13 protein-coding genes are annotated in these 18,932 nt (G+C 65.3%); 4 read left to right on the top strand and 9 right to left on the bottom strand.

The genetic code is table 11. The features are described from left to right. Positions 1-1,196: efflux RND transporter periplasmic adaptor subunit (locus B552_RS0125780; RefSeq protein ID WP_035880344.1), on the bottom strand; the 1,196-nt coding region annotated here is incomplete at its 3' end. 487 nt (positions 1,197-1,683) lie between these two features. Here B552_RS0125780 and B552_RS0125775 point away from each other — a divergent pair. Further along, the gene (locus B552_RS0125775; protein ID WP_019451949.1) at positions 1,684-2,406 is read left to right on the top strand and encodes a TetR family transcriptional regulator; all 723 of its coding nucleotides are present in this window, start codon (positions 1,684-1,686) and stop codon (positions 2,404-2,406) included. 1 nt (position 2,407) lies between these two features. Here B552_RS0125775 and B552_RS0125770 read toward each other — a convergent pair whose 3' ends face one another. Further along, entirely contained in the window at positions 2,408-3,499 is a 1,092-nt protein-coding gene (locus tag B552_RS0125770) for an extracellular solute-binding protein (RefSeq protein WP_237718371.1), read from the bottom strand. 210 nt (positions 3,500-3,709) lie between these two features. Here B552_RS0125770 and B552_RS0125765 point away from each other — a divergent pair, with 210 nt between their 5' ends. Continuing rightward, complete coding sequence (locus B552_RS0125765; protein ID WP_019451947.1) at positions 3,710-4,384, top strand: response regulator; 675 nt, start codon at positions 3,710-3,712, stop codon at positions 4,382-4,384. A gap of 1 nt (position 4,385) precedes the next feature. Then, complete coding sequence (locus B552_RS0125760; protein WP_019451946.1) at positions 4,386-5,864, top strand: sensor histidine kinase; 1,479 nt, start codon at positions 4,386-4,388, stop codon at positions 5,862-5,864. Positions 5,865-5,895: 31 nt separating this feature from the next. Here B552_RS0125760 and B552_RS0125755 read toward each other — a convergent pair whose 3' ends face one another. The 7 genes from B552_RS0125755 to B552_RS0125725 form a co-directional block, all read right to left on the bottom strand. Next, complete coding sequence (locus tag B552_RS0125755) at positions 5,896-6,723, bottom strand: ChaN family lipoprotein (protein ID WP_026036053.1); 828 nt, start codon at positions 6,721-6,723, stop codon at positions 5,896-5,898. A gap of 189 nt (positions 6,724-6,912) precedes the next feature. Then, positions 6,913-9,177: a TonB-dependent hemoglobin/transferrin/lactoferrin family receptor gene (locus B552_RS0125750; protein ID WP_019451944.1), complete on the bottom strand. Its 2,265-nt coding sequence runs from the start codon at positions 9,175-9,177 to the stop codon at positions 6,913-6,915. Between the two features lie 276 nt (positions 9,178-9,453). Beyond that, on the bottom strand, positions 9,454-12,651 hold the full coding sequence (locus B552_RS0125745; RefSeq protein ID WP_019451943.1) for an efflux RND transporter permease subunit: 3,198 nt from the start codon (positions 12,649-12,651) through the stop codon (positions 9,454-9,456). A 4-nt stretch (positions 12,652-12,655) separates the two neighbouring features. Further along, positions 12,656-13,879 carry an efflux RND transporter periplasmic adaptor subunit gene (locus B552_RS0125740; RefSeq protein ID WP_019451942.1) on the bottom strand — a complete coding sequence of 408 codons (1,224 nt, stop codon included), beginning with the start codon at positions 13,877-13,879 and terminating at the stop codon, positions 12,656-12,658. Between the two features lie 243 nt (positions 13,880-14,122). Next, positions 14,123-14,788: an MOSC domain-containing protein gene (locus tag B552_RS0125735; RefSeq protein WP_019451941.1), complete on the bottom strand. Its 666-nt coding sequence runs from the start codon at positions 14,786-14,788 to the stop codon at positions 14,123-14,125. Between the two features lie 209 nt (positions 14,789-14,997). Further along, positions 14,998-15,366 carry a calcium-binding protein gene (locus tag B552_RS0125730; protein ID WP_026036052.1) on the bottom strand — a complete coding sequence of 123 codons (369 nt, stop codon included), beginning with the start codon at positions 15,364-15,366 and terminating at the stop codon, positions 14,998-15,000. Between the two features lie 171 nt (positions 15,367-15,537). Beyond that, entirely contained in the window at positions 15,538-16,551 is a 1,014-nt protein-coding gene (locus B552_RS0125725) for a D-2-hydroxyacid dehydrogenase family protein (protein ID WP_019451939.1), read from the bottom strand. A 524-nt stretch (positions 16,552-17,075) separates the two neighbouring features. On the opposite strand from B552_RS0125725, the gene B552_RS0125720 reads away from it, so the two are divergent. Continuing rightward, positions 17,076-18,932, top strand: a complete 1,857-nt coding sequence (locus tag B552_RS0125720; protein WP_019451938.1) for a phosphoenolpyruvate carboxykinase (GTP) — start codon at positions 17,076-17,078, stop codon at positions 18,930-18,932.

The raw sequence follows: 18,932 nt of genomic DNA, 5'->3' as shown, positions 1-18,932 counted from the left end.
TTGCTGGCTTCCGACTTGCCGCCCGCCGCTCCTGCGCCCGATGCGGGAGCAGCCGCGGTCTGCGGGTTCTGGAACGGCACGGCCTTGGCAGGCGCGCCGGGCCGGACCTTCTGCAGGCCCTCGACGATCACCTTCTCGCCGCCCTTGAGGCCTTCGGTCACCACCCAGCGATCGCCGATCGCCTGCGGTGCCTTGACCGGCAGCGCGGCCACCTTGCCGTCGTCGCCCACCACCAGCACGCTTGCGCCCTGGGCGTTGCGGATCAGCGCGCGCTGCGGCACGGTCAGCGCCTTTTCATCGACACCCTGTTCGATCTTCACGCGTACGAAGGTGCCCGACAGCAGTTCGCGCTTCGGGTTCTGGAACTCGGCGCGCAGCGTGATCGAGCCGGTCGTCGGGTCCACGGTCATGTCGGAGAACAGCAGCTTGCCGGTCATGCCGTATTCCTTGTCGCTGCCCTCCGGGAACAGGTGCACACGCGCACCGCCGTTCACGCCCTTGACCTGGCCGGACTCGATGGCGCGGCGCAGGCGCGCCACTTCGGTGGCCGGCTGTGTGAAGGTCACCCAGATCGGATCGACCTGCTCGACCGTGGTCAGCCTGGTGGCTTCGCCCTTGCCGACCAGTGCGCCTTCGGTAACCAGCGCGCGGCCCACGCGGCCCGAGATGGGCGCGGTAACCGTGGTGTAGCCAAGGTTGATCTGCGCGGTGGTCACGGCCGCCTTGGCCGCGGCGATATCGGCATTGGCCTGGCCTGCGGCGGCCACGGCGTCGTCATATTCCTGCTTGCTGACGGCGTTCGCGGCAACCAGCGGCTTGTACCGCTCGGCCTTCTGGCGTGCAGAGACGGCATTGGCCTCGGCGCGCTCCAGTTGGGCCTTGGCCGAGGCCAGTTGTGCCTGGTACGGGGCAGGATCGATGCGGAACAGCACCTGACCGGCCTTCACCTCACCGCCTTCGGTGTAGTTGCGCGACAGCACGATACCTTCCACACGGGCGCGTACCTCGGCGGTGCGCACACCTTCCAGACGGCCCGGCAATTCATTGACGACGGCAACAGCAGACGGCGTGACGGTCACAACGCCGACTTCCGGCGGCGGCATCGCGCCGCCCTGGGGGGCTTTCTGGCCGCAAGCGGACAACGCCAGTGCCGCCACGGCGGCGGCAACGCTACGGATTTGTCGGGACTTCCTCATCGATAACCCCATGATGGCAATTTGAGATCTGCCGCAACGCCTGCGACGCAACGGTCGCAGGCCAACACACCCCGGGGGCGGGGCGTGGCGGCCAAACAGGTCTTGCTGGTTCCCAGGCGCCGCACGACAACCGGCAGCTCGCTGGAACGTTTGTTTAAACAGGCAGGATTTCCCGGGTCAGGCTTTGCGGCTGCGTCACTTTGCGTGCGAGCCGTCACAAAAATCAGGTTGGCCGAATCCCGGGCAGGCGGCTAGTATAGATACATTCGCGCATGTATGTAAGTCCCGCATTGTAATTTGGGCCGATTACAACACCTGGCGATGGTTGCGTGCAGTGGAATGCTCGTGCGATTCGAGCATGATTGTTCCATTCACGGTACGATGCGCCCCGCCCAGTGCCCTAGCGCAATTTGGAGAGATCCGTCCATGCCCCTATCGGGCAGGGCGTTTGGAGACCCGACGGCCCCACCGTCCGGGGAGAGAGGAAATGGTCAGACGTACCAAGGAAGAAGCGCAAGAGACGCGCAACCGGATTCTGGATGCGGCCGAGTCCGTGTTCCACGCCCGCGGCGTGGCGCGCCCGTCGCTGGCGGACATTGCCGAGGCGGCAGGTGTCACCCGCGGTGCGATCTACTGGCACTTCAAGAACAAGAGCGATGTGTTCGCCGCGATGTGCGACCGCGTCAACCTTCCCGTCGAGGCCCTGTGCTCGCCAGAGCGCCTTGCCACGCAGGAAGACCCTCTTGGCGGCATCCGCGACATCTGCGCTTTCGTGTTCCGCCAGACCGTGACCAATCCCCAGTGGCGCCGCGTGTTCGAGATCATCTTCCACAAGTGCGAGATGGTCGAAGACAACGGCGCCATTTTTGAACGGCAGCGGCAATCGCATCAGGATGGCATGGTGAAGATGCGCGAGCACCTGCGCCTGGCCATGGAGCGCGGCCAGCTTCCCGCCGAACTCGACCTGCCGCTAGCCGTCAACGCGTTCCACGCCGCAATCGGCGGCGTGCTGGCCCACTGGCTGTTTTCCCCGGAAGACTTCGATCTGAACCACGAAGCCGAACGACTGGCCGATGCCTTCGTCGATACGCTGCGGCTGTCGCAAGCGCTGCGCGTGGGCTATGTGCCGCGCCCGATGGCGCCGCTCGATGCGGAAATGGCGGCGCTGTGCGATCGCCAGCCCCAGCCGCAGCAGGCACTGGCCGACTGACCTAGCCGCGCATGGCTTCGCGCCAGCGCGCGATAAACGTCTTCTTGCGCAGCGCATCCTGCCCGGCCAGCAGGCCCGGGCCGACGCTGATCGGCCTGAGCGCGTAGCCCAGGCGCTCTGCCAGCGCGTTGGCCGTGTGGGTGCTGTCGGAATCGGTACGAACCGTATAGAGCTGTGATGTCGACTGCCCGAGCCGCGCCTGTCCTTCGCGCGACAGCAGGAAATCCAGCCACAATCGCGCCGCATGCGGCCGCGGCGCCTGCCGCGCGATAAACGCCACGCGCGACATCACCAGCGTGTAGTCACGCGGTGCAATCACGCCGATTCCCGCCCCGCGCTCCATCAGGGACAGCGCGTACGAGCCAAGCAGGTTATAGCCCAGCACCAGTTCTCCACTGGCGATACGTTCGATCATGTCGGCGGTCGATGCGGACAACTGCACGCGCGCACGGCCCAGTGCCTGCGCCAGGTACCAGAACTCGCTGCCCATGCGGGCGTCCTGCTGCGCCAGCAGGTACCCGACGCCGGACCGCTCCACATCGTAGGTCACCACCTTGCCACGCCATTGTGGCGAACGCTCCTGCAGCAGCCGCGCCAGGCCGCTGCGGCTGCCCGGGATATGGGTGCCGGCAAAGTGCTTGCGGTTGTAGACGATCACCGCGGGCTCGAACGTGGTGCCAAACGCTTCATCGCGCCAGACCGCCCAGCCGGGCAGGCCATCGCGCTCGGGCGATTCGTAGCGCTGGGCATAACCGTCGTTGACGAGCTTGATCTGCAGGTCCATCGCCGTGCTCCACAGCACGTCGGCGAAATCCGCGGCCCGCGCGGGCCGGTTCGGGCCCAGGCTTGCGCTTTCCGACAGGAACCTGTCGTGCAGTTCGATCGTGTTCAGGTCCTGGTAGCGCACCCGGATGCCGGGGTAGCGCGCCTCGAATGCGTCGATCAGCGGCTGCGCGATCTCGAGATCGGTCGAGCTATAGACCATGACCGACCCTTCGCGCTGCGCGCGGGCGATCACCTCGATGTAGTCGCTCGGATAGCCCGCCGGAACACGTACCGAAGGCTGTGCGAATGCCGGGACCCCCGCGGCCATGGCTGCGCCCGCCAGCAGCAGCTGACGGCGTGTGGCATGAACGGAGGGCGGCATGGATTCAGGCACGGTAGGCACGCGTGTTGAACACGAAATGGGGCGCCGCCATTATAGGCTGGCGCCCGGCGACACCGACCGGCAAGGCGGCGGTATCATAGGCGCCCGCGGGGGCTACCTCGCGTACAGATCGAGAGCGGGCAGAGGAGGTCCGGCATGCGCATTCTGCTGGTGGAAGACGAGGTGGAACTGGCCCGATGGGTCACGCGCGCGCTCGAGCAGGGCGGGTTCGTGATCGAGCACGTCACCGACGGCCTGAAGGCCGAGGCACGCCTGATGGCTGAAGAATATGACGCCGTGGTGCTTGACCTGCGCCTGCCGGGCAAGGACGGGCTCGCCGTCCTGAAGGCCATGCGCGGCCGCGACGATCGTACCCCCGTGCTGATCCTGACTGCGCAGGACACGTTGGATGAGCGCGTGCGCGGCCTCAATCTCGGGGCCGATGACTACCTGCCAAAGCCGTTCGCGATTGCCGAACTCGAAGCCCGTATCCTGGCGCTGATCCGGCGCAGCCGCGGCCGGGCGCATCCGCGCCTGCAATGCGGTGCACTGGTCTTCGACGGCGAGACACGCAGCTTCACGCTGGGTGGCGCGCCGCTGTCCCTGACACCGCGCGAATCGACATTGCTGGGCGCGTTGCTGGCCAGGAGCGGCCAGCCGCTGACGAAGGCCCAGTTACTCGACAAGGTGTTCTCGCTCGATGCCGATGTGAGCCCCGACGCGATCGAGGTGCTGGTCTATCGCCTGCGCAAGAAGCTGACCGGCCACGGCGTGACAATCGTCACCCTGCGCGGATTCGGCTACCTGCTCGAGCCAGAGAGCGAAACCTGACATGTGGCCGCGCCGCCTGCCTGTGCGGTCGTGGTTGCGCGGCAGCCTGCGGCGCCAGCTGCTGATACTGCTGGTGCCGGCGCTGGCGCTGATGATGGCCGTCGACACTTGGTTCACCTACGGCACGCTGCGCGACGCGGCCAACACGGCCTATGACCGCTCGCTGTACGGCTCCGTCCTGACCATCGACAACGCTGTCGGCATGGCCGGCGAAAGCATCCAGCTATCGCTGCCGGATGCCGCCATGGAGATGTTCGAGACCGCGGCGCAGACGCATGTGTTCTATCGCGTGTCGACGGAACGCGCAGGCCGGATCGCAACCGTCACCGGCTATGACGATCTCCCGCTTCCGCCCGGGCCGCTTCTGAACAACCAGCCGCGCTACTACGATGCCACCTATCGTGGCGATCCGGTGCGCATCGCGGCCATGGCGCGCCCGATCTATCGCCCGGATGCCCACATGCGCGTGATCATCCAGGTGGCCGAGACGGCCGAGCCGCGTGCCGCGCTGATCGGCAAGGTCTGGCGCAGCGCATTGCTGCGCGACATGGCGTTGATCGTCGCTTCGGCGCTGATCCTGGTGGGTGGCATCACGTACGTGCTGCGGCCGCTGCAGCGGGTACGCGACGACGTGCGCGCACGCTCGGCGGAAGACCTGACACCGCTCGAATTCGAGCACGTGCCGGTGGAAGTGCGCCCGCTCGTCGATGCGGTCAACCTGCACGTGTCGCGCTCCGATGCGATGGCGCAGGCCCAGACGCAGTTCATCGCCGATGCGGCGCATCAGCTACGCACACCGCTGGCCATCCTGAAGACACAGGCCGAGTTTGCCCAGCGCCAGCTTGACATAGCCGATAGCGATGGCGCAGCGCACACGGCCGCAACCGAAGCGGTTGGGGGCATCGTCAAGCAGCTCGAGCAAGCCGCGCGCCTGACCAACCAGTTGCTGGCGCTGGCGCGCGTCCGTCAGCACACGCAGGATGGCCCCTCACCGGCGGCGGAAGTGGACGTCATCGACGCCATTGGCGTGGCCGAGCAGGTGGCGCTCGACTACCTTCCACTTGCGCGCGGCAAGCAGCAGGATTTCGGATGGGAACGGCCCGCCGGACTCGCACTGCCGGTGCAGGCCGATCCGGCGCTGTTGCGCGAGGCATTCGCCAATCTTGTCCACAACGCCATCCAGTACTCGGGGCGCGGCAGCCGCATCACGCTTTCGGCTGCACTGGTCGAAGACAGCGCAACGCTGGCGGTAGAGGACGATGGCCCCGGCATTCCCGAGCCGGAACGCGAGAAAGTGTTCGCGCGTTTCTATCGCAGGGTTGGCAACACGGAGACCGGCTCGGGCCTGGGCCTGGCCATCTCGCGCGAGATGGCGGTGCGCTTCGGCGGTGCCGTGGTCCTGAAAGAGGGTGCACAGGGGCGCGGCGTGCGCGCGGAACTGAGCCTGCCATTGGCGGCGCACAGCGAGCCGGACGCATGACATCACGCGCGCCCGCACGCGCGTTCGGCACCTACTTGCGCATCACCGCATCGGCACAGGGGTCGGGCCGCTCCACGGCGGGAACGCGCACCAGTTCGTCGAAGCCTTCGACATTTCCCTGCGCTTCCACATAGCCGACGCTGAGCACGCGGCTGCCATCACGGTTCAGCCATCGGGGCACGCCAAGGTCGCGCCGCACGTGACCGTTTCCGGCAATCAGCACCACGCCACGATCGGCATACGTCTTCATCGTCTGCGCCATGACCGCGTCGCGCGCTGCCTGGGCGTTGAGCATCCCCGGCAGCATCGATGTCGGGAAATGGCCGCAATGGCCAGCTTCAAGCTCGGCCGTCTGCGATGCGACAAGGTCCGCCGGCAGTGGCTTGTCCAGACCGAGCGCGCCGAGTTGTGCGCGATCGAAAACATCACCGAGTCCGCCGCGCACGATCTTCGCGGCATCGGCGCGTGACAGGTTCGCCGCAAGCAGCGGCAGGTCGTATTGCAGCGCGAGTGCCACCACCGGGCGGTACTGGTCCCAGTCCCAGCCGCTCTTGAGACCAGACGCCTGGACGATGAGGTACTCCGCATCGCGCGGCCGTTCGTGGCGCGCGCGATCGATGTCAGCCTGCCGCTCGCGATCGAACTGCTCCATAGCGATTGCAGGGCGCCAGCCGGCCTCCACGGCGCGCGTCAGCGCCTGCAAGCGCTGCTGCTGGCCTGCCGCGTTGTCGTGGACTTCGCCCAGCAGCACATAGGACTTGCCTGTGAACTGCTGGCTCAGGGAATCTGGCGAAGGCCCGGTCGATGCGCAGCCGGCTATCATCGCCGCCGCTGCGAAACAGGCTACAAAACGGATCATGGTTGTGCGATCTCTTGTTGCGTTTGCACCGGCGCCGGCATTGCGCCATTTGATCGTGACGTCATCATTGTGCATGAACGGCTTGAGCGGGTGCTGCGCGATCTGTGCCGTAATCACGAGCAGCACGATGCCGAAGAACGCCAGCCATCTTGCTGATGCCGATTGTGAGGACATCATTCCTCCTGCGTCTCAGAACATCACTTTCACGCTAGCGGCAACGGTCCGGCCGGGCTGCGTGTAGAAGTCGAGGCCTGGTTCCGTCGCGGAAACGCCGGTCTGGCGCACGTCGCCCCAGAGCCAGTACTTCTTGTCGAACAGGTTGTTCACGGCCAACGTCAGCGTGGCGCGCTTGCCAAGGCGCCACCACGCCTGCAGATCGACCACGCCATAGCCGCCTGGCTTGAAGTACGTGAAGGTTGTGTCGTCAGTCCGCGTGACAGCTTTGGCACCACGCCAGCGCAATGCGGCACCTGGCCCTTCGCTGACCGACGGCTCCCACGTCAGACCCGCCGCCGCGCGCAGTGGCGACACGCTGTTGAGCGGCTGGTCCTTCTGCTCGTTCGTGCCGTGTGCATAGGCCACCGCACCATCGACGCGCCACTGCGGCAGGAAGCGCCATACGCCGCGCCACTCTGCGCCGTAGATGCGCACCCTTGCCTGGTTGCGGAACTGATAGGTGGCGCGCATGCCCGGCAGGCATGCGGGGTCGGACGGACAAGCCAGCTGAATCTGTTCGATGAAGTCCCTGTAGCGGTTGTCGAATACGGCCACACTGGTCTGAACGTTCTCGTCGGAATAGCGCACACCGACTTCGAACGAGCGGCTTTTCTCGGCATCGAGATCGCTGTTCGGCGCGGCACCATAGCCCTGCACCGGATTGCGGAAGCTGCCGTTGATCTCCCGGTAGTTCGGTGCACGGTACCCAAAGACGTATTGCGCCCAGACGTTGATGCGATCGGTGGCTTGCCACAGCGCAGAGAGCTTCGGTGACAGGTTGGAGTCGCTTTTGCTGATCGCCGGCTTCGCGGCGACCCTGTTGTAGAGCGGATCGTCGTCAGGTCCGAGCGAATAGTGGTCGAAGCGCAGGCCCGGCGTCAGCGTGAAGCGGCCATGCATGAAGCGCAGTTCGTCCTGCATGAAGACGCCCACCTGCCGCGTCTCGCCCTTGGGAAAGTCGTGAAGTGGAAAGGTCTCGCCCGCCAGCGACTTCGTGCCGGTGCCGGCGGTGATATTGGCGACGTTGGCGTCGCGATACTCTTCGGACTCGGTGCGGATGACGTCGACACCACCAATCAGTCGATGCTCCACGCTGCCCGTGTGGAACGACTTGTCGGCCTGGACGTTGAAACCGGTCTGTTGCTGCTCGAAACCGAAACCGAGCGCCACGTTGCACACGTTCGCGCCCGGCCTGGTGCCGGAACAAGCGCTACTTGTGCGGCTACGCACCTGGTTGGTGTTGTTGGTGGTGTGGCTCTTTTGATAGTAGATCGCTGCAACCAGGCGATCGAGTACACCGTTCTCGGGGCGCCATTCGTAGTCGAGCGATACGCGGTCGCGCTCAAGATCTTCCGTGCCGTTGGCCGATGTCACGCGCGGCAGAGAACGGGACAGTCGCAGCATGTCCGTGCTGCTGCTGGCGTCGCGATGTTCGTACGTCAGCCGGAAGCGCTGCCGTGGCGTGGCACTGAGCACGATCTTGCCGAGGTAGGCGTTGGATTCCACGTCCTGCGGGTTCGGCGTGCTGCGCGACACCGATACCGAATCGTCGCCGCCCATGTTCTTCATCTCGTGCGCGCTGCGGTGCGCGTACATGAACAAACCCTGGATCGAGTCGTTGCCGCCGGCCACGCCGACAGTCTGGCCGAAGCCATTGTCGATACCATTCCAGTTCAGGCCGACTTCGCCGCCGACCGACTTGCCGCGCATCAGATCCGATGGATCCTTCGTGGCATACGACACCACGCCGCCAATGGCGTCAGACCCGTACAGACTCGACGCCGGCCCGCGCAACACTTCCACGCGCTTCAGGAACGAGAACTCGGGAGCATCGCGCGTCGACGTGGAGATATTCGACGGCCCGCCGCCATTATAGAAATCCGGCAGGCGCACACCGTCGACCATCTGCAGCACGCGGTTGTCCTCGATGCCGCGGATGTTGATGCTGCCGGCACCGAAGCGGCGGCGGTCGCGCGGCACGTCGATGTCCGGCTCGTCGGCGAACAGTCCGGTCTCATCGACCGGCATCGAGTGTTCGATCATGCGTGCGTCTTCGACGGTGATCGTCGACGCCACGTCGTCGGCGCGTTCTTCCGTACGCGTGGCCGTAACGACCACCTCGCGAAGTTGCTGGACTTCTTCGGCCCATAGCGGCGTGCAAAGCGTGGCGCAAACCGCGGCGGCCGGCGTGACCCGGACAGAGGCGCGCAGGCGGCGCGCCAGGTAACAGCGTTTCATCGGATTTTCCCCTGTAGAAAAACGAAACGCTGGCTGGCGGCGACGGATCACGGTCGAGAACCGCGTGCGTCGGGAGGCGATGGGCTGGCTGGCGTGAGTCGGCGAGCCTTGTATCGTTGAATGGCAGCCCTGCCGTTGATAACGAGAATTATTCTTGTTTACGAGAGACGTGACAAGCCCTCCGCGGAAAGGGCTGTCGAAATTTGTGGTTTTGGGGAGAAGGGCGCGCCGGTTCCGCTGCGTTCGGGAACCGGCTTGATACGGCGAAATCCGCCGTCAGTGCGACGCCATCGCAGGCTGCTTGTCTTCCAGCGGATTGCCTTCCGAGTCGATCTGCAGCGGGCCCGTACCCGAGTAACGGTCAAGCGCGAGGTAGATCACCGGCGTGATGAACAGCGTGATGACCTGCGAGAACAACAGCCCGCCGACCACGGCCAGGCCGAGCGGCTGGCGCAGTTCGGCGCCCGCGCCCAGGCCCAGTGCCAGCGGCAGCGCACCCATCACCGCGGCAAACGTCGTCATCATGATCGGCCGGAAGCGCAGCAGGCACGCCTGCCGGATCGCCTTTGCAGGCGCCATGCCCTGTTCGCGCTGTGCGGCCAGCGCGAAGTCGATCATCATGATCGCGTTCTTCTTGACGATACCAATCAGCATCAGCACGCCGATGGTGGCAATCAGCGATAGCTCGACGTTGAACAGGAACAGCGTCACCAGTGCGCCGATGGCCGCCGAGGGCAGGCCCGCCAGGATCGTCAGCGGGTGGATGTAGCTCTCGTAGAGCACGCCCAGCAGCGTGTAGATCACCGCGATGGCCGCCACCAGCAGCACCACTTGCGTGGCCTGCGACGACTGGAACACGGCTGCGTCGCCGCCCCAGCTCGTAAAGATCGCGGTCGGCATCGAGATCTCGTCACGATAGCGGTCGATCAGCCTCGACGCATCGCCCAGCGCGGCGCCGGGGGCCAGGTTGAACGACACCGTCACCGACGGCAACTGCCCCTGGTGGTTCACCGCGATCGGGCCCACGCGACGCTCGGTCGTGGCGAACGCCGACACCGGCACCATCTGCCCCGTCTTGCTGCGCACGTAGAGTTTGGAGAACGCGGTCTCGTCCGCGCGATCGATATCGGCGGCGGTCAGGATCACGTAGTAGTTGTCGATCGGCGTATAGATCGTCGACACCTGGCGTTCACCGAACGCCGTGTACAGCGCGGTGCGCACATCCTGCATCTGCACGCCAAGCGCGTTGGCCTTGTCGCGGTCGATCGTCAGTTGCGCTTCCAGGCCCGATTGCTGCGAATCGCTGGTCACGTCGCGGAAAATCGGCTCGGCGCGCATCTTCGCCATGAGCTTGTCGCTGAACTCCTGCAGTTGCCCCGGCTTCACGCTCTGCAGCGTGTACTGGTAGCGGCTCTTGCTCTGCCGGCCACCGAGACGCAGGTTCTGCACGGGCGAGAAGTAGACCGCCAGCCCCGGCACCCCGGCAACATCCTTGCGCAGCGACTCCAACACCTGTGGCATCTTCGGGCGCTCGCCCAGCGGCTTCAGTTCGACGAACATGCGGCCCGTGTTGATGGCGGGGGACGGACCGCCGCCGATCGACGCGACCACGCTCTTCACGGACGGGTTCGCACGGATGCGCTCGGCAGCGTCGCGCAGGCGCTCGGCCATCGCGTCGAACGAAATATCCTGCGGGCCTTCCGCGTTGACCTGGATCTGGCCGATATCCTCCTCGGGGAAGAAGCCCTTCGGAATCTTCACGAACAGCACGGCGGTCAGTACGAACGTCAGCCCGGCAACGGCCAGCACCACGCGCCGGTGGGCCAGGCACCAGTCCAGCCCGCTCGCATACTTGTGCAGCGTCCACTCGAACAGGTCCTCGAACCACTGCGTCGACCGCATGCCCAGCGTCTGCTTCTGCTGCACGCGATGCGCGGGCGCGCCGGCGGCGTGATCGCCATAGGCATGCTGCGATTCATCGACGGGCACGTTCTCGGCTGACAGGAAGCGCGCGCACAGCATCGGGATCAGCGTCAGTGACACCAGCGCGGACACCAGGATCGACAGCGACACCACGGCGGCGAACTCGTGGAACAGCAGGCCGATCACGCCCGGCATGAAGAAGATCGGGATGAACACGGCCACCAGCGAGATCGAGATCGACAGGATCGTGAAGCCCATCTCGCGCGAGCCCACCAGCGCGGCCTTCAGCGGCGGCACGCCTTCCTCGATATGGCGCACGATGTTCTCGAGCATCACGATCGCGTCGTCGACCACAAGGCCCACGGCCAGCGTAATGGCCAGCAGCGACACGTTGTCCAGGCTGTAGCCGAACGCCTTCATCAGCGCCACGGTGCCGATCAGCGAGATCGGCAGCGATACCGTGGGAATCAGCGTCGCCGCCGCACGCCGCAGGAACAGGAAGATCACCATCACCACCAGCGCCACGGTCAGCGCCAGCGTGAACTGCACGTCGTGGATCGACTCGCGGATCGACACCGAACGGTCGTTCACCACGTTGACGTTGACCGACCCCGGCATCTGCGCCAGCAGACGCGGCAAGGCAGACTTGATCGCATCGACCACGGCCACGGTGTTGGCGTCCGGCTGGCGCTGCACAGCCAGCACGATCGAGCGCTCGTTATTGAGCCAGCTGCCGGCCTTGATCGTCTCGACGCTGTCTTCCACCTCGGCCACGTCAGACAGGCGCACCACGGCACCGCTGGGCTGGCTGGCCACGATGATGTTGCGGAATGCGTCCGCGTTGGTCATCTGGCGATTGGCCTGGATCGTCAGCATCTGGCGCGCGCCATCAAGCGTGCCGACCGGCGTGTTCGCATTGGCACGATTGAGCGCGGTGGCCAGTTCGTCCAGCGTCAGGCCGCGCGCAGCCAGTGCGTCGGGGTGAGCGCGCACGCGCACGGAAAAGCGCTTCTGGCCGTACACCTGCACCTGCGCCACGCCGGGCAGCGTGGCCAGTGTGGGCGAAATGAGGTTGTCGCCGAATGCGTTCAGATCGCCCAGGCTCATCGAAGGCGAGTTGATCGCCAGCAGGATCACCGGCGCATCGGCCGGGTTCACCTTGCGGTATGACGGCGGCAGCGTCATTTCGATCGGCAGCGACCGCTGCGCGCGGAACAGCGCGGCCTGCACGTCGACGGCGGCGGCATCGATGTCGCGATCGTTGTTGAATTCGATCGTGATGCTCGAGTTGCCGAGCGTGTTCGACGAACTGATCACCGAGACACCCGGGATCGTCGCGAACTGCTTTTCCAGCTGCGTGGCCACCGATGCGGCCATGGTCTCGGGGCTGGCCCCCGGCAGCGTGGCCGTGACCTGGATCACGGGCGAATTGAAACTTGGCAGCGCCGCAATCGGAATCGTCGGATACAGCACGATGCCGGTCACGATCACGGCCAGACACAGCAGCACCGTCATGACGGGCCGGCGGATACAGAGCTCGGACAGCGTCATGGCTTCAATGCTTGTTTGCGGCGGCGGGAGCCGAGGCGCCACGTGCGGTGGCTTCCCGCACAAGAGCGCCCGGGCGCAGGTTCTGCGCGCCCTCTGTCACCACGCGCGCGCCGGGCTGCACGCCCTCGATCACGGCGGCTGCAGCGGTGGTGGCCACGACCTGCACCGGCACGCGCGCCACCTTGTTGTCAGGCTGCACGATGTAGACGAAGCGGCCTTCGGGCCCCGTCACCACGGCCTGCGGAGGCACGGACAACGCGTTCTTCAGCACCTGCACGGTTGCACTGACGCTGGCGTACGTGCCAGGCCACAGTCGATGCTCCTCGTTGTCGAACGTCGCCTTGACACGGATGCTGCCGTATTGCGGATCGACGGTATTGTCGACAAACGTGATCTTGCCGGTCACCGGCGTCTTGCTGCCGTCGTTGGGCAGGGCCGTTACCGAAACCGGCCCGGCGCGCAGCGCCTCGCGCAAGGCGGCGAGCTGGCGCTCGGGCAGCGTGAACATGACCGTGATCGGCGCGATCTGCGCCACGATCACCATCGGCGTGGCACTGGTCGGCGTGACCAGCGAGCCCGGGAAGACATTGATGACGCCGGTCCGGCCGCCGATCGTCGCGCGGATCGTGCCATAGCTGATGGCCACCCGGCTGGCCTCGATGGCCGCCTGATCGGCGCGAATGGTGGCTTCGAAGCCATCGAACTTGGCCTGGGCGGTATCCACGGCGCTGCGCGAGATGAAATTGCGCTGCAGCAGTTCCTGGCTGCGCGCCAGCGTTCGGCGGGCATCGGCCAGATCGGCCTGGTCACGCATGAGCTGGGCGCGGGCCTTATCCAGATTGGCCTCGTCCATGCGCGTGTCCAGCGAGAACAGCAGATCCCCCGGCTTTACGGACTGGCCTTCCTTGATATGGACGGTACGCACGGTGCTGGACACCTGCGGACGCACCTCGACGGTCTGCATCGCCATGACGTTGCCGTTGGCAGTTACCTCCAGCGGCATGTCGCCCTGCCGGACGATCGCCGTGGCCACCGTCGTCACTGCCGGCCCCTTCGCGGGAGGTTTCGGCGCGAACCAGGTCTTCCAGCCAAACCAGCCGGCGGCGCCGATTGCAAGCACGACCAGAATGGCCGGCCAGGGCGAAATCCGACCACGGCCCGTTCCTGCGGCCGCGCTCCAGTTGCCATCGACAAAGCCCTTCGGCTGGTCGATCCCGTCTGTTTTCATAAGTGTGAGGACCTTCAATTACTGCACGGCGCGCGACTCCCCTGACACCGGCTTCATGCAACCGGCCTTGTCCGCGCAAACCGCTAGTAGTACCGCGCCTCGGCCGCTTCAGGCTAGCACGTTGTATTACAACCCATTACAGCATCGCAGGATGTGAATGTCTGGCCAGCAGAGGAGGGATGGCAGAACTGCTTGTATGGGCCTGGAAACATTAGCAGAAAAGCCAATGTTGGCCACTCCGGACTAACGTGGGATTTGCCTGTCGTGCCTGTCGTCGCGGTGGATCAGGCTTTCGAGCCGGATTTCACGCGCCCCGGGCGTCAGGATCAGGGAGTCGCCGGCGCGTAGCACTCCCGGGTGGAGCACGCCGAGGTACACGCCCGTAAAGCCGCTGTGCTGCATGTCGCGCACGCCATGCGCATAGCCCAGCACAGCATTGAGCTTGTAGCACGGGCGGCGTGGCGCTTTCACCACAAATTCGACTTCCCCGATCTGCAGGCGATCGCCGACCCATAAGCCGGACTCGAGCAAACCCTGCGTAGTCAAATTCTCGCCCAGCGCGCCGAACGCCAGCGGGCGGTCGGCTTCCTCCACGCCGGCCTCGCGGCGACGCGTATTCCACCAGGTGTAGTGTTCGATCGGATAGGCATAGACAGCCCGGTCAGGGCCGCCATGGACGGTGCGATCGACCTGTTCGTCGCCAGCCATGCCGAGCCGGTGCACGCCTACCGCAATCGGGTGATGCAACGTGCTGAGCGGGTGTTTGCGGATGGCCGACATCACCACCGCTTCGGTGCCGGCGCCCGCCACCACAAGCGGCAGGGCCGTGCCGACGTTGACGGCGAGCACCCGGCCTATGGCCGTGCCGCCGGCGCCTGCCGGGTTCGGACGCGGATCGGATTCGGCCACGGTACGCTCTCCTTGCGTGTGCGGGGCGATACGCGCTTGCTGCTGCGCGCGCTTAGGCTTTGCACCGAGTGTACCGACTTGACCGCTCGATTGAGCGCGTGAAATGTGGGGAAACAGACGCACGTGCATTGGCACGTGCATCCGCCGCCAGCAAGGTTCAAACCGGATTCAGCGCGGCTTCAGGCGCCGATCCGGCAGGGTCTGGAGGCTCAGTTCCAGATGGGATTTTCCTTCTGCATCTGCTTCTGCGTTTTCGATTGCCAGTACGCACCAATCTGACGAGCGGTCACGTAGCCCTTCTTCTTGACGTCGATCTGGTCGAAGTGCTTGTAGACCTCCGGCATGCCCGCCTTGGCTTCTTCACGGGTCAGCTTGCCGTCATGGTTGGTATCCGCAGCCTTGAATTTCTCGGAAATCATGGCCTTGGCTTCGGACGTCGGCGGTATCGGAGGCACCTGGTCCGCCGATCCTTGTTGAGCTTGTGGTTGCGGTTGTGGGGCTTGCTGGGCGCTTGCGCCCATGGACAAGAGCGCCACCATTACGGCCAAACCAACTGCGGGAAGCTTTCGCACGGTCATTTCACCTCTCCTCCGGCATTTGTGTTCCGAATTGCCTACGCAAGGCAACGGTCCGACCACGGACTCGGCTCTCTCCAAAGGCCCATGGCCAAGGGGAATAATAGGCACATCGCACCCACGTTCCAACTATTTTGTGAAACGAATGGGTGCGTGTTGCGAAAGGTCAGCGGGTCAGCGGGTGAGGACGGGGGTCAGCGCCTTGGGATTGACAATGCTGTCGTGCTTGCCGGCCAGTACGTCCAGGATGTTCTGGAACGCCGTGCGGAAATAAAGCTCGTAGCTGTCGCGCTCCACATAGCCCAGGTGCGGCGTGCAGATGCAGTTTTCCATGCGCAGCAGCGCGTGACCCTGCAGGATAGGCTCGGACTCGAACACGTCGATGGCCGCCATGCCGGGGCGTCCGCGGTTCAGCGCCGCCACCAGGGCGTTTTCCTCGATCAGTTCGGCGCGGCTGGTGTTCACAAACAACGCCGTGGGCTTCATGCGCTGCAGGTCGGCCAGCTTGACGATGCCGCGCGTCTCGTCGTTCAGACGCAGATGCAGGGACAGCACGTCGGAGTCGGCAAATAGCTGTTCGACCGACTCCGCCACGTTCAGGCCGGCCTCCCGGGCTGCCTGCTGTGAGGCCTCGCGCCCCCAGACCAGCACGTTCATGCCGAACGCACGGCCAAAGCCCGCCAGCAGGCGGCCGATTTTGCCGTAGCCCCAGATGCCGAGCGTCTGCCCGCGCAGCACCTGGCCCAGGCCGAAGTTCGGCGGCATCGTCGTCGATTTCAGGCCCGACTGCTGCCAGGCACCATGCTTGAGGCTGGCCACGTACTGCGGAATGCGGCGCTGGGCGGCCATGATCAGCGCCCAGGTCAGTTCGGCGGGCGCCACGGGCGAGCCAACACCCTCCAGCACGGCCACACCGCGTTCGGTGCAGGCTTCGAGGTCGACGTGATTACCCGCCCGGCCGGTCTGGCTGATGATCTTGAGCTTGGGCAGCTTCTCGAGCAACTGGCGCGTCAGACGCGTGCGCTCGCGGATCAACACCAGCGCTTCCACGTCGGACAGGCGTGCGGCAAGCTGGCCCACGCCCTTCACGGTGTTGTTGAAGACCTTGACGTCGTGCCCTTCAAGCAACGCGAAGCACGGCAGCTTGCGCACGGCGTCCTGGTAATCGTCGAGAACTGCAATTTTCATCGGTGACTCTTTGACCTCGGGGCTTGGTGCGCACGACCACAGAATCAGCGTGCGACCGACAGTATTGTTGGCTTCCCTGACGCAACATTGACAGGAGACATGGTTGTCCCCGACCCGTGCTGCGACGATCCGCAGCGGTGGCGTACAGGCATTCTGACAGGGGGGACAATGCTGCGCAGCAAAAAACAGGTCTTCCGCGCAATGGTATCCTTGCCCGCTCCCGCGACGAGACAATGCGGTCGAGCCACCCTCCCGCTCCCTGTTCGTCGCCGGACAATGCCCGCCCGGCCCCTGTCGCCCGCCAAAAGCAGGCGAAGCGCAACTGTATCGCAGCAGCAGGGCCCCCCGCGACCATTTGCAAGGATTTGGTCGCCGCCGAGTTGTAACGGGATGTCACGGTCAGAAGGCAAGTGCGCCATGCCAAACGCGGCAGGCAGCCGGCCCGGCCCGCATTCCCAGCCCCACTCCTCCGCGTACTGCCGATCGGACGTTGCAAGATTTCTTTTTCGCTTTGGAGCTGCTGTATGAACCACCCCACCATGCAAGGCACTCCGGCACTGAACGTGCCGGCCTGGGTCAAGAACCAGAAACTGGTCGCCTGGGTTGCCGATATCGCCGCACTGACCAAGCCAGACCAGATCTACTGGTGCGACGGCTCGCAGGAAGAATATGACCGCCTGTGCGAACAGATGGTCGCCGCCGGCACGATGCGCCGCCTGAACCCGGCCAAGCGCAAGAACTCGTTCCTGGCGCTGTCGGACCCGTCCGACGTGGCGCGCGTCGAAGACCGCACTTTCATCTGCTCGCAGAAGCAGGAAGATGCCGGCCCGACCAACAACTGGATCGCCCCGGCCGAAATGCGCCAGACGCTGAACGGCCTGTTCGACGGCTGCATGCGTGGCCGCACGCTCTACGTGGTGCCGTTCTCGATGGGCCCGCTCGGTTCGCCGATCGCCCATATCGGCGTGGAACTGTCCGATTCGCCATACGTGGCCGTCAACATGCGCATCATGACCCGCATGGGCCGCGCCGTGTTTGACGTACTGGGCACCGACGGCGAGTTCGTGCCGTGCGTGCACACCGTGGGCAAGCCGCTGGCCGCCGGCGAGAAGGACGTTCCGTGGCCGTGCAACCCGACCAAGTACATCGTGCACTTCCCGGAATCGCGCGAGATCTGGTCGTTCGGCTCCGGCTACGGCGGCAACGCGCTGCTGGGCAAGAAGTGCTTTGCACTGCGGATCGCCTCGACGATGGGCCGTGACGAAGGCTGGCTGGCCGAGCACATGCTGATCCTCGGCGTGACATCGCCCGAAGGCAAGAAGTACCACGTGGCCGCCGCGTTCCCGTCGGCCTGCGGCAAGACCAACTTCGCCATGCTGATCCCGCCCAAGGGCTTCGAGGGCTGGAAGGTCACCACGATCGGCGACGACATCGCCTGGATCAAGCCGGGCAAGGACGGCCGCCTGTACGCCATCAACCCGGAAGCCGGCTACTTCGGCGTGGCCCCGGGCACGAGCGAGAAGACCAACTTCAACGCCATGGCGACGCTCAAGGAAAACGTCATCTTCACCAACGTGGCGCTGACCGATGACGGCGACGTGTGGTGGGAAGGCATGACGAAGGAAGCCCCGGCCCACCTGGTGGACTGGCAGGGCAAGGACTGGACGCCCGAGATCGCCAAGACCACCGGCGCCAAGGCCGCCCACCCGAACGCCCGCTTCACGGCCCCGGCCTCGCAGTGCCCGTCGATCGACGAGAACTGGGACAACCCGGCTGGCGTGGCCATCGACGCATTCATCTTCGGCGGCCGCCGCAGCACCACGGTGCCGCTGGTGACCGAGGCCCGCAACTGGACCGAAGGCGTCTACATGGCCGCCACGATGGGTTCGGAAACCACCGCAGCCGCTGCCGGCCAGCAAGGCGTGGTGCGCCGCGATCCGTTCGCGATGCTGCCGTTCTGCGGCTACAACATGAGCGACTACTTCGGCCACTGGCTCGCGCTGGGCAAGAAGCTGGAAGCCGCTGGCGCGAAGCTGCCGAAGATCTACTGCGTGAACTGGTTCCGCAAGGATGCCGACGGCAACTTCGTGTGGCCGGGCTTCGGCGAGAACATGCGCGTCCTGTCGTGGATGATCGACCGCGTGGAAGGCCATGGCGAAGGCGCCGATCACGTGTTCGGCACGTCGCCGCGCTACACGGACCTGAACTGGAGCGGCCTGGCCTTCACGGCCGAGCAGTTCAACCAGGTCACGTCGATCGACCATGACGCATGGCTGAAGGAACTGGCGCTGCACGACGAACTGTTCACCCAGCTCAAGCACAACCTGCCGCAGGCGCTGGCGGAAACCAAGGACGCACTGGCCAAGCGCCTGTCCGCCTGA

Origin of the sequence: Cupriavidus sp. BIS7 (genome assembly GCF_000292345.1) — a bacterium.
GTDB lineage: Bacteria > Pseudomonadota > Gammaproteobacteria > Burkholderiales > Burkholderiaceae > Cupriavidus.
The sequence above is the reverse complement of the archived record's forward strand: the minus strand, read 5'-3'. Positions and strand labels throughout refer to the sequence as shown.

Coding starts and splice junctions, on each gene's coding strand:
- B552_RS0125745 (WP_019451943.1), bottom strand. CDS start 12,651: ATGACGCTGTCCGAGCTCTGTATCCGCCGGCCCGTCATGACGGTGCTG.
- B552_RS0125720 (WP_019451938.1), top strand. CDS start 17,076: ATGAACCACCCCACCATGCAAGGCACTCCGGCACTGAACGTGCCGGCC.
- B552_RS0125730 (WP_026036052.1), bottom strand. CDS start 15,366: ATGACCGTGCGAAAGCTTCCCGCAGTTGGTTTGGCCGTAATGGTGGCG.
- B552_RS0125725 (WP_019451939.1), bottom strand. CDS start 16,551: ATGAAAATTGCAGTTCTCGACGATTACCAGGACGCCGTGCGCAAGCTG.
- B552_RS0125775 (WP_019451949.1), top strand. CDS start 1,684: ATGGTCAGACGTACCAAGGAAGAAGCGCAAGAGACGCGCAACCGGATT.
- B552_RS0125755 (WP_026036053.1), bottom strand. CDS start 6,723: ATGATCCGTTTTGTAGCCTGTTTCGCAGCGGCGGCGATGATAGCCGGC.
- B552_RS0125750 (WP_019451944.1), bottom strand. CDS start 9,177: ATGAAACGCTGTTACCTGGCGCGCCGCCTGCGCGCCTCTGTCCGGGTC.
- B552_RS0125765 (WP_019451947.1), top strand. CDS start 3,710: ATGCGCATTCTGCTGGTGGAAGACGAGGTGGAACTGGCCCGATGGGTC.
- B552_RS0125770 (WP_237718371.1), bottom strand. CDS start 3,499: ATGGCCGCGGGGGTCCCGGCATTCGCACAGCCTTCGGTACGTGTTCCG.
- B552_RS0125760 (WP_019451946.1), top strand. CDS start 4,386: ATGTGGCCGCGCCGCCTGCCTGTGCGGTCGTGGTTGCGCGGCAGCCTG.
- B552_RS0125740 (WP_019451942.1), bottom strand. CDS start 13,879: ATGAAAACAGACGGGATCGACCAGCCGAAGGGCTTTGTCGATGGCAAC.